This window comes from Pelagerythrobacter sp. (genome assembly GCF_041912895.1).
In the GTDB taxonomy this organism is placed as follows: domain Bacteria; phylum Pseudomonadota; class Alphaproteobacteria; order Sphingomonadales; family Sphingomonadaceae; genus Pelagerythrobacter.
This window is the reverse complement of record NZ_JAYSGI010000002.1, coordinates 725179-741168: the sequence shown is the minus strand read 5'-3', so window position 1 is coordinate 741168 and position 15990 is coordinate 725179. Positions and strand designations below refer to the sequence as shown.

At 64.1% G+C, this 15990-nt stretch carries 11 protein-coding genes, 1 tRNA gene and 1 pseudogene; 7 read left to right on the top strand and 6 right to left on the bottom strand.

Translation table 11 applies throughout. The features are described from left to right. Positions 1-16: 16 nt before the first annotated feature. From ACE3QC_RS10650 to ACE3QC_RS10640, 3 genes are all read left to right on the top strand, one after another. Positions 17-2098 carry a TonB-dependent receptor family protein gene (locus tag ACE3QC_RS10650; protein WP_374407982.1) on the top strand — a complete coding sequence of 694 codons (2082 nt, stop codon included), beginning with the start codon at positions 17-19 and terminating at the stop codon, positions 2096-2098. Beyond that, the gene (locus ACE3QC_RS10645) at positions 2092-3405 is read left to right on the top strand and encodes a PepSY-associated TM helix domain-containing protein (protein WP_374407980.1); all 1314 of its coding nucleotides are present in this window, start codon (positions 2092-2094) and stop codon (positions 3403-3405) included. The genes ACE3QC_RS10650 and ACE3QC_RS10645 overlap by 7 nt, the downstream gene beginning before the upstream one ends. A gap of 462 nt (positions 3406-3867) precedes the next feature. After that, a complete protein-coding gene (locus ACE3QC_RS10640; RefSeq protein ID WP_374407978.1) occupies positions 3868-9792 on the top strand; it encodes a DUF3320 domain-containing protein in 5925 nt (1974 codons plus the stop codon). A 325-nt stretch (positions 9793-10117) separates the two neighbouring features. On the opposite strand, the gene ACE3QC_RS10635 is transcribed toward ACE3QC_RS10640, so the two are convergent. From ACE3QC_RS10635 to ACE3QC_RS10620, 4 genes are all read right to left on the bottom strand, one after another. Further along, complete coding sequence (locus ACE3QC_RS10635; RefSeq protein ID WP_374407976.1) at positions 10118-10402, bottom strand: hypothetical protein; 285 nt, start codon at positions 10400-10402, stop codon at positions 10118-10120. A gap of 179 nt (positions 10403-10581) precedes the next feature. Next, on the bottom strand, positions 10582-10743 hold the full coding sequence (locus ACE3QC_RS10630; protein ID WP_374407974.1) for a hypothetical protein: 162 nt from the start codon (positions 10741-10743) through the stop codon (positions 10582-10584). Positions 10744-10861: 118 nt separating this feature from the next. Next, positions 10862-11173, bottom strand: a complete 312-nt coding sequence (locus ACE3QC_RS10625; RefSeq protein ID WP_374407972.1) for a DUF2384 domain-containing protein — start codon at positions 11171-11173, stop codon at positions 10862-10864. 92 nt (positions 11174-11265) lie between these two features. Beyond that, a complete protein-coding gene (locus tag ACE3QC_RS10620; protein WP_374407970.1) occupies positions 11266-11538 on the bottom strand; it encodes a hypothetical protein in 273 nt (90 codons plus the stop codon). Between the two features lie 314 nt (positions 11539-11852). Between ACE3QC_RS10620 and ACE3QC_RS10615 the strand changes: the two are divergent. After that, positions 11853-12014 (top strand): annotated as a pseudogene (locus ACE3QC_RS10615) (helix-turn-helix domain-containing protein); the annotation flags it as partial. Positions 12015-12178: 164 nt separating this feature from the next. Here the strand turns inward: ACE3QC_RS10615 and ACE3QC_RS10610 are convergent. Next, positions 12179-12252: transfer RNA gene (locus tag ACE3QC_RS10610), tRNA-Gln, on the bottom strand. A gap of 168 nt (positions 12253-12420) precedes the next feature. Here ACE3QC_RS10610 and ACE3QC_RS10605 point away from each other — a divergent pair. Continuing rightward, on the top strand, positions 12421-13590 hold the full coding sequence (locus ACE3QC_RS10605; protein WP_374407968.1) for a Ppx/GppA phosphatase family protein: 1170 nt from the start codon (positions 12421-12423) through the stop codon (positions 13588-13590). Then, on the top strand, positions 13590-14255 hold the full coding sequence (locus tag ACE3QC_RS10600; RefSeq protein WP_374407966.1) for an RlmE family RNA methyltransferase: 666 nt from the start codon (positions 13590-13592) through the stop codon (positions 14253-14255). Before ACE3QC_RS10605 ends, ACE3QC_RS10600 begins: the two co-directional genes overlap by 1 nt. A 22-nt stretch (positions 14256-14277) precedes the next feature. Here ACE3QC_RS10600 and ACE3QC_RS10595 read toward each other — a convergent pair whose 3' ends face one another. Then, positions 14278-14943 (bottom strand): cytochrome c family protein, encoded by a 666-nt coding sequence (locus ACE3QC_RS10595; protein ID WP_374407964.1) that lies wholly within the window; start codon positions 14941-14943, stop codon positions 14278-14280. 122 nt (positions 14944-15065) lie between these two features. Here ACE3QC_RS10595 and ACE3QC_RS10590 point away from each other — a divergent pair, with 122 nt between their 5' ends. Continuing rightward, positions 15066-15974: a prephenate dehydratase gene (locus tag ACE3QC_RS10590; protein WP_374407962.1), complete on the top strand. Its 909-nt coding sequence runs from the start codon at positions 15066-15068 to the stop codon at positions 15972-15974. The last annotated feature ends 16 nt before the right edge of the window (positions 15975-15990 follow it).

The window sequence follows — 15990 nt, the reverse complement described above, 5'->3', positions numbered from 1 at the left end:
TCGGAGTTTATGAAACATGCCTGATATTTCCATCCGCCTGCGCGGGCGGCATCCCGCGTGCGCGCGCACTCTGTTCGGACGAAACGCGTCCACCGTCGCCATCGCGGCCACGCTCGCCGCGTTCGCGCTGCCCGCCCACGCCCAGACGCGTCCGGCCTCCGGCGACGGTCGGACGATCGTGGTCACCGCCATTCCCAACGCGCGAGAGGCAGAAACCGTGATCGAGCGCACGCCGGGTGCGGTCGATATCGTCACGGCCGACGCGTTCGAGGATACCCCGGTCAAGCACATCAAGGATGTGCTCGAATACGTGCCGGGCGTGATCGTGCAGCCGCGCATGGGCGACGACGCGCGGCTGTCGGTGCGCGGATCGGGGCTGTCTCGCGCCTATGGTGCGCGCGGCATCGCGCTTTATATCGACGGCATTCCGCTCAACACCTCGGACGGGCTGGTCGATCTGTTCGAGATCGACCCGAGCGCCTATCGCTATGTCGAAGTGTACAAGGGCGCCAACGCGCTGCGCTACGGCGCCAATGCGCTCGGCGGTGCGATCAATCTCGTGACGCCCACAGGACGCGATGCCTCGCTGCTGTTCGCGCGGATCGACGCAGGCAGTTTCGGTTACGTCAAAGGTCAGGCGAGCAGCGGCGGTGCTTCGGGATCGTTCGATTATTTCGCCACCGTCTCGGCGCAGCGGACGGACGGATATCGCGAGCACAGCGATGGCGATGCGGTGCGCGGCAACCTCAACCTCGGCTATCAGGTCTCGCCCGCTGTCGAGACGCGGCTCTACGTCTATGGCGCGAGCACCAACCAGCGCATTCCGGGTGAAGTCTCCAAGGCGCAGGCGCTCGACGATCCCCGTGCTGCCAACCCGGTATGGGTGGCGCAGGATCAGCAGCGCAACGTCGATTCGATCCGCCTGGCGAACCGCACCACCGTTCGGCTCGCGAGCACGACGATCGATCTGGGCGCCTTCTACAATGCGCGCCATGTTGACCATCCGATCTACCAGTATCTCGACTATACCGTCGACGATTACGGCGGCTTCATCCGCGCGGTCGACGATCGCGAGATCGCCGGGCTGCGCAACGAGTTGATCCTGGGGGCGAACCTGCACAACGGGACACTCGACACCGACCAGTTCCTCAACGTGGCAGGCGAGAAGGGCGAGCTGGTCCAGTCGATGGAAGACCGATCGTCGAACCTGTCGCTATATGCGCAGGATTCGCTTTATGTGCGGCCCGATCTCGCGCTGATCGCCGGGGTGCAGTATCTTCATGCCGAGCGCGAACGGCGAGACCGTTTCCTGACCGATGGCGATCAGTCCGGCGATCGGGAATACGACGTGTGGAGCCCGCGCATTGGCCTGCTGTGGAATGCGCGCGCCGACTGGCAGGTGTTCGCCAATATCTCCCGCAGCGCCGAAGTGCCGAGTTACGACGCGGGCATATTCCCGGCGAATCTCGACCTCGAGGTGCAACGCGCGACGACTTACGAGATCGGCACACGCGGGCGTAGCGGCGGGATCGGCTGGGATTTGGCGCTCTATCGCTCCGAACTGCGCAACGAGCTGCAATGCCTGACGACGCAACCCTGGGCGCTGTGCAGCACGATCAACGCCGATCGCACCGTGCATCAGGGGATCAAGGCCGGGCTGGACGCGAGGGTGCCGCTCTCCGCCAGAGGCGATGCGCTCGCTCTGACCGCGGCCTACACCCTCAACGATTTCCATTTCGACGACGATCCGCTCTACGGTGACAACGAACTGCCCGGCGTGCCGCGCCATTTCCTGCGCGCCGAACTGCTCTATCGCCATTCGGGCGGTTTCTATGCCGGGCCGAACGTCGAATGGGCGCCGGGCGACTATTTCGCCGACAACGCCAACAGCCTGACGGTTGATTCCTACGCATTGGTCAACCTGAAAGCGGGCTTCGATGCCGGCAATAACTGGTCGCTCTATGTCGAAGGGCGCAACCTTACCGACGAGCGCTATATCGCCACGGTGGCGATCGCGGGTGTCGCCGATGCGGGATCGGAGATATTCAATCCCGGCACCGGTCGTGCGATCTATGGCGGGATACGGTTCGCATGGTAAGCGCGCACTCCAAGACGATCTATCGCAAGGTGTGGCGCTGGCATTTCTATGCCGGGCTGTTCGTGCTCCCGTTCATCCTGATCCTGTCGCTCACCGGCGCGGTCTATCTGTTCAAGCCGCAGGTCGACCGGTGGGAAGAGGCGGCCTTCCGCGACCTGCCGGTCGCAGGCGCCGTCTCGGCCGATGCCCAGCTCGGCGCGGCGATGGCTGAATATCCCGGCAGCCGGTTCAACCATTATCGCCTGCCCGAAAGTCCCGGCGATGCCGCTATGCTCCAGTTCGCGCTGCCGGGTGGCAGCCTGGCCGAGGTTTATGTTTCGCCTCAGGGCGAAGTGCTTGGCGCGTTCGATCCGGAAAGCCGGATATTGGCGACGGTGGCGCGCATCCATGGCACATTGCTCCTCGGCGATTGGGGCGACCGGCTGGTCGAACTGGCAGCGAGCTGGACCATCGTGATGATCCTGAGCGGGCTTTACCTGTGGTGGCCGCGTCCCTTCTCCGCGGCGGGCACGTTCTGGCCGCGCCTGTCGCTGCGCGGGCGGCCACTGCTGCGCGATCTGCACCGGGTGACCGGGTTCTGGATCGCCGGGCTGGTGCTGGTGATGCTCGCCAGCGGGCTGCCTTGGGCAGGCGTATGGGGCAGCGGCTTCGCATGGGTCCGTGCCGAACTCGGTCTGGTGGAGGGCCCGCAGGATTGGAAGATCGGCGTCGATGGCGGGCATGGCGATCATGCGCACGGAGAGATGGCGGCGATGCCGCCATCCCCACCACCGTCCGAAAGCCTGCCGCTTTCCGTATTCGTGGCGAAGGCGAAGCGCGAAGGTCTCGCCTTTCCCGCAATCGTTCTGCCGCCGCATGCCCCGCAGGCGTTCGCTCCGCCGACCGGCGACGAATGGACGGCCACGTCGCTGACGCAGAACCGCCCGCTGGCACGATCGGTCACATGGGATCCGGCGACCGGCTCCGAAATCGGGCGCCGCGGCTTTGCCGACAGCCATCCGATCGACCGCGCGGTGAACTACGGCATCGCCTGGCACGAAGGGCAACTGTTCGGCCTCGCCAACCAGCTGATCGGGCTGGCGACCGCGATCGCGCTGATCGCGGTCAGCGTGCTCGGCGTCGCAATGTGGTGGAAGCGCAAGCCGCGCGGAGAATTTGGCGCACCGCCGGGGGATGATCGCCGTGTGCCGCCACGCCTATGGGCGATTATCGCGCTGCTGGCGATCCTGCTGCCGCTGTTCGGCCTCTCGCTGATCCTCGTGCTGGCGCTGGATACGTCGCTGTCGCGGTTGAGACGCGCTTCATAACTACGCGGGCGCACGGCAGCGCGAATGGGCCGACAGGTTCTCGTCCGCCGTGATCGTGCGCCCTATCGTGCGCAGGCGAGTCGTTGGCGCGCCATCCAGCGTGCGTGAAGGGACTTCGGCATATTCTGAGGTGATCCGCTGGCATCTATGAGCGACCTGACCCAATGTCCGCTTGAGTTTTATCGATGCCCAGAAGTTGCCTGTCGTCTTCCGGCCCCCTTCCGGACATTTGTTGCGGGAGCCAGTGAACGGCAAATGTGGGCCGGTAGCGAACCGTCAGCTTTGGAGGCTCAATTGCCAAAGACCTGCCTATTTTGATCTATTGCTTCGGTAGAGCACCAATGTTTGGCGGTGGCCCCTGGGTCGAGAGGGTGGCGGCAGCCCTCAGCAATCTCCTGAGTTGATCTATTTCCAATCTGATGCATCCTGTTGGAGTATCGAATTGATCCGGGGGGGAGTAGGATGGAAGGCGAAGTCGCCGCGCACGGTCAGGAGCCCGAGAAGACGGTCCGGATAGAAGTCGTCGCGTGCGACAAAATCGGCTTCGTTTCGCAGCAGAACGCGGTTCCGCCTCTTCGTGAAATCTCGATCGTCAACGGAACCGATGCGGACCTGTCTGACCTGCGTCTCGACCTGTCCGCCGATCCGGCGTTTCTGGGCGAGCGTTGCTGGCACATCGACAAGGTTGCCGCGGGCGAGAGTCTGCAACTGCTCGATCGCGATGTCACCATCGCCGCCGGTTTTGCTCGTGATCTCGCCGAAGCCGAACGCGGTACGGTGACGCTAGATCTGCGCGATCGCGAAGGCGAGGTAATTGCGAGCAGCAAGACGCCGATCACGATCCTCGCGGTGGACGATTGGGGCGGGGCCGACGCGATGCCGGAATTGCTGCCCGCATTCGTTATGCCCAATGATCCGGCAGTGGCGAAGGTGCTGCGCGCGGCCGCAAATGCACTGGCTACGGCTGGGCGACCGGATGCGATCAACGGCTACGAAAGCGGCGACAAGGCAAGAGTCTACGAGATCGTCTCGGCAATCTGGTCGGCGGTCAGCGGTTTGCAGCTTACCTACGCGCTGCCGCCCGCCAGCTTCGAGACACGAGGCCAGAAAATCCGGTCGCCCGGTGCGATCTACGCCGGGCGGGTCGCGACCTGCCTCGACACCGCGCTGCTGTTTGCTGCGGCGATCGAGCAGGCCGGGCTGCATCCGCTCGTCGTGTTGACGCACGGCCACGCTTTCGCGGGAGCATGGGTCGAACGCGACCAGTTTTCCGACCTCGTCACCGAAGAGGTCGCAGCGGTCCGAAACCGTCTCGATCTCGGCAATATCGTGCTGTTCGAGACGACGATGGTAACCGGTGCCAACCGCGCGCGATTTTCCCAAGCCTGCGCGGAATCCAAGCGCCAGATCGAGGGCATCGAACCTGGCGACGTATTCTTTGCCATCGATGTACGTCGCGCACGCATGCGCAGGATCCTGCCGCTGGCGACATCGTCGACCCGCATGGAAGACGAGGACGAGGGCTTTGCAAGCGTTCGGGTAGAGGCCGCGCCGGACCTCTACCAGGGTTCGATCGAGAGTGTGGAGATCGAGGAAGGCGACGGCGAAACGAAGGACAGGATCGAGGAATGGCAGCGCAAGCTGCTCGATCTGACGGCCCGCAACCGGCTGCTCAACCTGCCGCGTGCAGGCAATCTCAACCTCGTCTGCCCCGATCCGGCCCGACTGGAAGACCTGCTGGCCGATGGCAAGAAGATCAGCGTGCAGCCGTTGCCCGATCTGGGTGTCGGCGGGCGCGATGTGGACCTGCACCGCGATCGCAGCCGGACCGACCTGAAGGAAGAGCATGCGCTTGCCGGGTTGGAAAAGAACGAGGTGTTCGTCGAGCTGGAGAAGCCCAAACTCGATAGCAGCCTGATTAAGCTCTACCGTCAGGCGCGTGCGGACATGAACGAAGGGGGCTCGAACACGCTGTTTCTCGCCTTTGGGTTTCTGGAATGGAAGAAAAAGGAGACAGACCAACGCAGCTATCGTGCGCCGCTGATCCTCCAGCCGGTGCGGCTCGAAAGACGCAATGCGCGCTCGGGCATGAAGTTGGTCGCGCACGAGGACGAGCCGCGTTTCAACATGACGCTGCTCGAACTGCTCAAGCAGGATTTCGGACTTGTCATCGGCGGGCTCGACGGCGAGCTGCCCAAGGACGACAGCGGGACCGATGTTGCCGGAGTATGGCACCAGATCAGGCGTGCGATCACCAACTCGCCGGGCTTCGAAGTGCGCGAGCAGGTTACGCTGGGCATCTTCTCTTTCTCCAAATACCTGATGTGGAAGGATCTCGTCGATCGGCGCGATCTGCTTAAGGACAACCCCGTCGTTCGGCATCTGATTGAGCGTGGAACCGAGCCGTTCGAAGCCATGGGCCCCCTGCCCAAACCGGACAGGCTCGACCAGGACGTCGACCCGGCCGACCTTTACGCTCCCCTCCCCGCGGACAGCTCGCAGCTGGCAGCGGTGGTCGCATCGGGCGAGGGACACAACTTCGTGCTCGATGGCCCTCCGGGGACCGGCAAGTCGCAGACCATTGCCAACATGATTGCGCAGAATCTGGCACTTGGGCGGCGAGTTCTGTTCGTATCCGAGAAGCGCGCTGCGCTGGACGTCGTCTACCGACGGCTGGAGCAGGTCGGGCTAGGCGACTTCTGCCTCGAACTGCACTCGCATAAGAGTACCAAGATCGAGGTCCTGCGCCAGCTCGAACGTGCATGGAACGCGCGCGGCGCGCTGTCGCAGTCTGATTGGGCCGACAGGACGGCCGAGCTGAAGCGATTGCGCGACGATCTGAACGGCTTTGCAGCCGCGCTCCACCACCGTTATCCCTGCGGGTTGACGGTGCACGATGCAGTCTGGCGCGTCGTGCGCGACGATGATGGCGCGCTGCCGCAATTCGCCTGGCCCGAGCGAACGCAACACGGCGAATCCGAGATCAGGGCGATGCGCGAGGCCGTGCGCAGTCTCGAACTGACATTCGCAGGCGTCGGCACGCTGCCCGGGACGGTGTCCGACTGTGTGCGTGCGAGCGAGTGGTCCAATGCATGGCAATCACGGCTGCTGGCTTCAGCAAACGATCTGCGGTCCGCTTCCGCCAGAGTAGAGCACGCAGCACATGCAGCGGTTCGGGCAAGCGGACTGCCCGCACAGCCCACCGGTCCCGAAGAGGCTGACCGGGTACTCACGCTAAGTCAGGCGATCTGTAGGACTGCCGGTGTCGATCTTGCGTTCGCCTTCCGCCCCGACCATGCCGAAACGATAGAGGCCCTCCGCAGGCAAGCCGATGCGGTCCGCAAGTGGCACGGGCTTCGTGCGAGGCTCTCGTCCGAATACCGCACGCCGGAGGCAGCCGAGGACACGCAGGCGTCGCTGGCGCGCGATTGGGAGGAGGCACAGGAGAAATTCGTACTGCTGCGGTACTTCGCAATGCGCAGCTGCAAACGACGGATGACCGAACTGGGCGGCGCTGCTGGCGAGATCGATCCTTCGGCGGACCTGCCGATCTTTGCCGAGATGGCGCCGCTGCATGCAAAAGTGCGTGAGCTCGATCGAGCGATCGAGGGGGTGCCGGCATCCCAAGGGCTCGACAGCGATCCTGACAGGCTGGAACGGCTCGCCGAAGAAGCCGAACGCATCCGTGCCGTCGCCCGATCGCAGGCCGGAAGTCCGGAGGAATTCGCCGGCCTGGTCGGTGCGTTGCGTAACGCAGTAGTCGATGCAAACGAGATGGCTGCCTCCGATGCGCCGCTGGGCGTTGCGACGCAGGCTCTCATCGAGGCGGCCGAGGGCTTCGGGCAGGCACGGGACGCGTTCTTCGGGGCGAGCGCAGCCAATGCGCTACCCGGCCAATTCGAGCAAATCGCGCACATGTGCGACGACATCGAGGCGCATCGGACCCAGCTCAACGCGCTGTGCCAGTGGAACAAGGTGCGCGATCAGGCCGCGGCGCTGGGCCTTGCGCCGATGACCAACCGGATTGCCGCCGGTCTTCCCGCGGGCGAGGCAGTGCCGCTCTTCGATGCAGCCTACGCCAAGTGGTTCGCGCCTTGGGCGATCGATGCCGAGCCGCGCCTCGCCGGGTTTCACTCGCTGTCGCACGAAGACAAGATTCGCACCTTCGGCAAAGTGACCGAGGAGGTACAGAACCTGACCGCCGCGATCATCCGCGCGCGGCTATGTACCGATCTTCCCGATGCCTCACAGGTCGCCCGCGCATCCGGTTTTGGTGTGCTCAAACACGAGCTTGCCAAGCAGCGCGCCCATAAACCGGTGCGCCGCCTTGCCGAAGAGATGGGCAAGGATTTCAGCGCGCTCGCTCCTTGCATGCTGATGAGCCCGCTCTCGATCGCGCAATATCTGCCGCCCGACCAGGATCTGTTCGACATCGTGATCTTCGACGAAGCCAGTCAGATAACGCCCTGGGACGCAGTCGGGTCGATCGGGCGCGGCCGCCAGCTGGTACTCGCGGGCGACCAGAAGCAAATGCCGCCGACCAATTTCTTCAGCCGCGGTTCGGCAACAGTCGACGAAGACGCGATGGTTGATCTGGAGAGCATTCTCGACGAATGCGTCTCCGCCTCGATCCCGCGCCGCAGTCTGGACTGGCATTACCGAAGCCGTCATGACTCGCTGATCGCGTTCTCGAACTCGCGCTATTACGATGGCAAGCTGGTAATCTTTCCTGCACCCGAAACACGCGAGACGGCCGTCGAGTGGCACCGGGTGGAGGGTGTCTACGCAAAGGGTACCGAGCAGACCAACGCGATCGAAGCGAAGGCGATCGTCGCCGAGGCGAAGCGTCGTCTGGCGGGCAAGGCCCCGGGTGACACCTCGCTCGGCATCGTCACACTCAACAGCAAGCAGCAGGACCTGATCGAGGACCTGCTGGAACAGGCCCGTAAGGGCGATGCCGCGTTCGACGCGCATTTTGCCGACGATCTGGAAGAGCCGGTTTTCGTCAAAAATCTGGAAACGGTACAGGGGGACGAGCGCGACACGATCATCCTCGGCATCACCTTCGGCCCGGTCGAAGCAGGTGCCCGCAAGATGTCGATGAACTTCGGCCCGCTCAACAAGGACGGTGGATGGCGTCGTCTCAATGTCGCGGTGACACGTGCACGCAAGGCGATGCTGCTGTTCACCTCCTTCAACGCCGGGATGATCGATCTCTCGAAAACGGCCTCGCAGGCGGTGCGCGACCTGAAGCACTACATCGAGTTCGCCGATCGTGGACCGCGGGCTCTGGCCGAAGTGCATTCGGACAGCATCGGCGAGACCGAGTCCCCGTTCGAGGATGCAGTCAAGGGCATGTTGGAGCGTCGTGGCTGGTCGGTTCGACCGCAGATCGGGGTGTCCGGTTATCGCATCGATCTGGGCATTGTCGACCCCGATAATCCTGGCGATTTTCTTGCTGGCATCGAATGCGATGGAGCAATGTATCATAGCGCGCTTACCGCTCGCGATCGCGACAAGGTGCGCCAGGCCGTGCTCGAGGGACTGGGATGGACGATCCTGCGCATCTGGTCGACCGACTTCTGGATCGACGCGAAAGGCTCGATCGCGAAAATCGATGCACGCCTGAAACAGAAACTGGACGAGGCGCGCGAACGCCGCGTATTCGAGGAGGCCGGCGAGGAGCAGGATGATGCTGCCGGCCCGGAGGCAACATCGGATGCTCCCGACGAGGACGATCACGTGCAGGTCGACGATCCCGCTTCTTCGGTTGTCGACGATCGACAAGCGCGGGGCAATGCGTCATCACCGCCTCACGAATCTGACTCCTCCGACGATACGTTGCTGTCTATGTTCCACGCACCGGAGATGGCGCAGGGGCGAGCTGGTCCCTACCGCCAAACCGATTTCTCGGACATCGTCGACAAGATCGACGCGGATCGGTTCTACGACCCGGAGTACAACGATGTACTGATCGAAATGGTTCGCCTCGTCGTTGAAACCGAAGCGCCTATTCGCGACGATCAGCTCGCGACCGTGATTGCGAGGGCGCACGGTTTCGCCCGGACCGGTCGGCTGATCCGCGAGCGTGTCGACGAGGTGGCCCAGCGCTCCTTCGTTCTCGTCGAAGACCAGGTCGACCATGTCTTCGTCTGGATCGACGAAAGCCACCCGACGCGACTTGATGAATATCGCGTGCCCGAGAGCGGCAGCGCCAACCGATTGATCGACCAAATCGCATTGCCGGAACTCATGCTCGCCGCACGTGCGGTCGATGACGTCGAAGATCGCGCCGTGGCTGTGGCGCGGATTTTTGGGATTTCACGCTTGCGCCGCGACGCCCGGCGACGGGTCGAACTCGCGATCGAGAAGGTTATCCAGCATTAGAGCCGGAAGCGAGCCACCGACGCTTGTTGCTTCAAACGCCTTGGCCTGCTGAAACTACGGCGACGTCCGTAGTTCCAATCGCTCGCCTGATGCGGCGCAGAAGGCGCGATCGCGACAGCTCAGCACGATTATCTGCATATCGCGCGAAGCTTCATCCAGAAGATTGATCATTTCCTGAAGTCGGTAATCGTCCGAATAGACCAACGGGTCGTCCAACATGAGGGAAACGGGCGCGCCCTTCTCGCGAAGCAATTCGGCAAATGCGAGGCGGGACAAGAGCGCCAGTTGCTCCTGTGTGCCTTGGGACAGGAGCTCGCGATCCTCGTCAAGGCCCCCCGCGGCTCACACTGGCCAGCTGGAAGTCGGCATCAAACCCCGGTTCGAGCCCGGGCAAGACGCGCTGCATGTAAGCCTTGGCGCGGCTTGCGACGGGTCCGACAAGGCTGCGCGAGGTTTCCTCCTGCGCCTGCTGCAACACGGCGCGCAGCAATGTGAGCATATCGGCTTCGTCCTGAATGCGCCGGAGCGAAGCGCGGGCGGCTTCCGCCTCGTCACGCGCGAGGGCCGCGCGTTCGGCGAGGCCGCGACCCCCGTCGGTTCCGATGCGCACTTCGAGGCGGTTGACCGCCGATCCTAGGAGCGGCAGGACCGCTATATGCGACCCTGACACCGCCGGCGTGAAGCGTATTCCGCTCAGCCGCGATCCGCGTGTCGAGCTGTTCCAGCTTATCGATTGTCTCCGCCGGAACCTCGCTTGCAGCAAGTTCGGCAAGACGCTCTCGCTCGCCTTCAAGTTCGAGCAGAGCCGAGCAATGCACCCGCGTGATCTTCCAGCGCACCGCCGATGCACCTTCCATCGGCGAAGCGGTTCTCGCGATTTTTGGTCACAATTCCGAACAGGAGATGCGTGCCGGGATAGTCAGGCAACGGCAGAATAATCCAGTAGTGCAAGACGGCATCGTACTGTCGTTGAGATGCTGCTGGATCACGAGTGGATGCCGAGGTTCTAATCGCGCACGGTTACGCCGCATCGCGATAGTGTTAGGCAACGCGCAGGCACAGCGCTCGCTTATCTGTAGCGTTCGTTCAGCAAGTACCGAGCGACATCTTCAAGGTCCTTGCGATTTCCGCTCGCCATCAGCGACATCGCGCACTTGCCTTGAAACAGCGGCTCTCGATCGGGTGTACGCACCCAATCTTTCGATCGATCATGGCTGAGCAGGATCACCAGCGAGGCATATATCGAGAGGACACAGCCGATGCCTTCCAACGTGTCCTCAGGTAGCGAAACGCTATCGCCTGCTCGAGCTTGCTCCATCCAATCCTGAAGCGCCTCGGCATCGTCGACGCCAAGGAGCAAGCATTGCTCCGAAGCGGTCATGTCCCAATGCTCTGCGATATTTCCGAAAGCATTAAGGCAAGCGCTATCTGGCTTCGCACTTTCGGATCCCACCGAGGACTTGCCCATCAGATTTAAACCCCGGCCCCGATTGCACCGATTATATCGATGACAAACTCAAGGCCTTCCTCCGATTGCTCGGCACGTTTCAAAGGTGTTGGGCGATCCAGCCAGGGATGAATTTTGTTGATGAAGAAGATGGTGCTCAAAAGATCGCCTCGATAGATGCACGTTGTCGCTTCCAGAGCAGCCCGATTGGATTGTTTTCCAGTTGAGCCATGTAGATGCACCCCCTTTCGGAGCAGCGCCGCTGCATCGGAGCTCAGGCCAGCCTCAATGATGGTCAACAAATCTGGGCGTCTATGCATCGTGCGAACGGTGGGTGCGACCTGATCCCGCCTCGCGTCGGAGGTAGGACTGACCTAAGCTGCAGGACATTTCGGACAGCTGATCGTCTAAGCCAAAGGTCGTAGCCAATCCGCTATCGCCAAGCTCGTTCGGCCGCTCGCGAATAGTTATCGGTTCGTACCGCACATTTGGCGGCAAGGGCTCGTAGCGTTCATCACCGGGCTGAAGCGTAATCGTGAACGGGCGAATTTTCCCCTCCTCGTTCACAGCCTGAAGTCTCTTGCCTTCGCGCCAAGGATAGCAGTTCGCGCAGAAGATCCAGATTGATCGCTCATACTATGGGCGTATTGAGCGAGGTCGTCAGAATATAAGCGTCTCTACGATCTGCACGATCGCTGGAGGCCTAGGAGTCAGTCCAGCCGTGCTCCTTGCGGATTTGACGATATCTGATTGCTCGGAGTCTGCGCACCCCTAAACCTGAACGACTTATATCGCATCTACGTCGCAGGGAGCAACCCGCATTTGCGCGCATGGCCGCGTAACCCGCTGGAATCTAAGGAAAAATCTTGCAGAACCACATGGTACTCAAAAGCCGTGGCGGATTAAGTACCATGCTCCTGATTTCCTAAAGAAAAACAGTGGATGCCCCGTGAGGATTCGAACCTCAATTGACGGAGTCAGAGTCCGTAGTCTTACCATTAGACGACGGGGCATCGGCGAGCACGCTCGCGAGGGGGCGCATCTAGGTTTGCGCGCGCGCGAGGTCAAGCCCGCACTCGCCCCGTACCAGCCCCCGCTCTTGCCCCCGCATCGCGCGCGCGCTAGCATCGAGGCCAGGTCCCCGCGCGGCCTTGCGCGGGAGGAATAGAAAGCTTTGGAAAATGGCGGATCTTTCTCCGCCGGACAGACACAGGAGGTCAGGCGCAGCGAGGGGAAAGACGTCCGGCAAAGTAGCCGATTTCCGCTACAAGCACCCCGCGCCCGACGACAGGAAGAAGCCCGCGAACCGTCCGCCGCGCCGCAGTGCGCAGGGCGGCGAGCAGCGCGGCGGGGCGCCGACACGCCGCCAGGCCTATGCCGCGCTCGATCTGGGCACCAACAACTGCCGCCTGCTGATCGCGCGGCCTTCGGGCGAGAACTTCACCGTGATCGACGCCTTCAGCCGGGTGGTCCGGCTCGGGGAAGGGCTGGCGATGTCCGGCCGACTGAGCAACGAGGCGATGGACCGTGCGCTCGCCGCGCTGCACGTCTGCGCCGAAAAACTGCGGCGGCGCAACGTTCACCTCGCCCGCTCGGTCGCCACCGAGGCCTGCCGCCGCGCCGCCAACGGCGCTGAGTTCATCGAACGCGTCCGGCGCGAGACGGGTATCGTGCTCGACATCATCTCGGCGCAGGAGGAAGCGCGGCTAGCCGTGCTCGGCTGTCATATCCTGCTCGAAAGCGGCGAAGGCCCGGCGGTGATCTTCGACATCGGCGGCGGCTCGACCGAACTCGTGCTGATCGAGCCCGGCGGCAACGTTCCGCGTATCCTCGACTGGCAGAGCGTGCCATGGGGCGTCGTCTCGCTGACCGATACCGTCGGTCGGGTCGAGGGCGAGCCGGGCGAGCGCAGCGCCCGCTATGCCGAGATGCGCCGCGTCGTCTCCGAAAGCTTCGCTCCGTTCGCCGAACGCATCGCCGCGCATGCCGAGACCGAAGCCGAGATTCGCCTGCTGGGCACCAGCGGCACGGTGACCACGCTCGCCAGCGTCCACCTCGAACTGCCCCAGTACGATCGGCGCGCGGTCGACGGACTGATCGTGCCTTCGGGCTCGATGCGCGGGATCAGCGCCCGCCTCGCCACGATGACGCCCGACGAGCGCGGCCGGCTGCCGTGCATCGGCAACGATCGCGCCGAACTGGTCGTCGCGGGATGCGCGATCCTCGAATCGATCCTCGACATCTGGCCTGCCGAGCGCCTCGGCGTGGCCGATCGCGGCATCCGCGAGGGCATCCTGCGCAGCCTGATGGCGGCGGAGATCGTCCCTCCCGCACCGCGCAGTCGCCACTGATGCCCCGCGCCGGCCGCAACCCCGACAAGCGGGTGAAGAACGCGCGCGGGCGCACCGCGTCCTCGACCCGCTGGCTCGAACGCCAGCTCAACGATCCGTATGTGAAGCAGGCGAAGGCCGAGGGCTATCGCAGCCGCGCGGCCTACAAGCTGATCGAGCTCGACGAGAAGTTCGGCCTGCTGAAGGGCGTGCGCCGGGTGGTCGATCTCGGCATCGCGCCGGGCGGGTGGAGCCAGGTCGTGCGCAAGCAGGTGCCGAAAGCCGCGATCGTGGGGATCGACTTGCTCGAGGTCGAGCCGATCGAGGGCGTCATCATCCTGCAGATGGATTTCATGGACGACGCCGCGCCCGCCACGCTCGAAGCCGCGCTCGACGGCCCACCCGATCTGGTGATGTCCGACATGGCGGCCAACACCGTCGGCCACAAGCAGACCGACCACTTGCGCACGATGGGGTTGGTCGAAGCGGGCGCCTGGTTCGCCGTGGAGACGCTGGCCGAAGGCGGAACCTATCTCGCCAAGGTGCTGGCGGGCGGCACCGACACCGAGCTGCTGACGCTGCTCAAGAAGCACTTCCGCACCGTGAAGCACGCCAAGCCGCCCGCGAGCCGCAAGGGCTCGTCGGAATGGTACGTCGTCGCGCAGGGGTTCAAGGGACGCGCCTAGTGCCCTGAACCGAAAGCGAGCCTTACTCGCCGACCGGGTTGGTCTGGTCGGCGCCCGCCGCCGGAGCATCGGCCTCGGGCGTGCCGGCCTCGCCGGTGTTCTCCACTTCGGCATCGGCTGCGGCGTCGGTCGCGGCCTCCTCGCCCTCGCTCGCTTCTTCGGGCAGGGGCTCGGGCAGCGGCGGGCCGCCGCCGTTCTCGTACATGAAGCGGATGATATTGGCGCGGTCTTCGGGGCTCGACAGGCCGGCGAAGCTCATCTTCGTGCCCGGCGCGAACCCGCGCGGGCTTTCGAGCCAGGCGAACATGTTCTCGTAGCTCCACGAACCACCGTGGCTCGCCAGCGCGTCGCTGAAGGTGAAGCCGGGGATGCCTTCGCCGATCGGCTTGCCCATCATGCCGTAAAGGTTCGGCCCCTGGCCGTTGGCGCCGCCCTGGTTGAAGGTGTGGCAGGTGCCGCAACGGGCGACCGCGGCGGCTTCGCCCGCGGCGGCATCGGCCGCGGCGAGCAGCGCGCCGTAGTCGAGCACTTCCTCGGCGCCGCCTTCCTCGACCGCGCCTTCGATCGGATAACCGCCCTCTTCGGGCGCGTGGGTCGCGAAATAGCGCGAGCTCACCGCCGACAGGCCGAGACCGACGATGCCAGCGAAGAGAACCCATCCGGCGGCGGTGTTGAAACGATCGTCCATGCGCTGAAAATCCGAGAAATCCGGTTGTGGCTGTTTTCGGGCGCCGCTCTAGTCGGCACCCCCCGCGAGCGCAAGCCATATGTCTTGCGAGCGGCCGGGCCCCGGTCTACGCGCTCGCCCCGATGCACAGCTTTCCCGCTCCCGCGCTCGCCATGGTCGAGCGGATGCGCGCCGCCGCCGCGCAGGATCCCGCGCGCGCGGTCGCCTTCCAGGGCGCACCCGGCGCCAATTCGCACCGCGCCGCGGGCGAGGCCACACCCGATTACCTGCCGCTGCCGTGCTTCGGGTTCGAGGATGCGCTCGAAGCGGTGAGAGACGGGCGCGCCGAATGCGCGATCATCCCGATCGAGAACAGTCAGCACGGCCGCGTCGCCGATATTCATTTCCTGCTGCCCGAAAGCGGCCTCGCCATCGTGGGCGAGCATTTCATGCCGATCACCCATGCGCTGATGGCGATGCCCCACCCCGACGGCAGCTTCGGCCCGTTCGAAGCGGCCTACAGCCACCCGCAGGCGCTCGGCCAGTCGCGGCTGTTCCTGCGCGAGCGCGGCATCGTGCCGTTGAGCCATGCCGACACCGCGGGCGCCGCGGCGTTCGTTGCCGAAAGGCGTGATCCCAAGCTCGCCGCGGTCGCACCCAAGCTGGCAGGCGAGCTCTACGGATTGCAGGTGGTCGAGGATCGGGTCGAGGACGCGGCCGACAACACCACGCGTTTCGTCGTGCTCGCACGCGATCCGCTCGATCCCGCGAGCCTCGCGGGCGACGCGGCGATGACGACCTTCGTGTTCGAGGTGAAGAACGTCCCTGCCGCGCTCTACAAGGCGCTCGGTTGCTTCGCGACCAACGGGGTCAACATGACCAAGCTCGAAAGCTATCAGCAGGGTGCGAGCTTCGCCGCGACGATGTTCTACGCCGACATCGTGGGCGCGCCGGGCGATCCGCGGGTCGACACCGCGTTCGAGGAGCTGGCCTTCCACTGCAAGGAACTGCGCCTGCTCGGCAGCTATCGCCAGGCCCGCCGCCGCGGCTGACGGCGGGCGGGCTTGC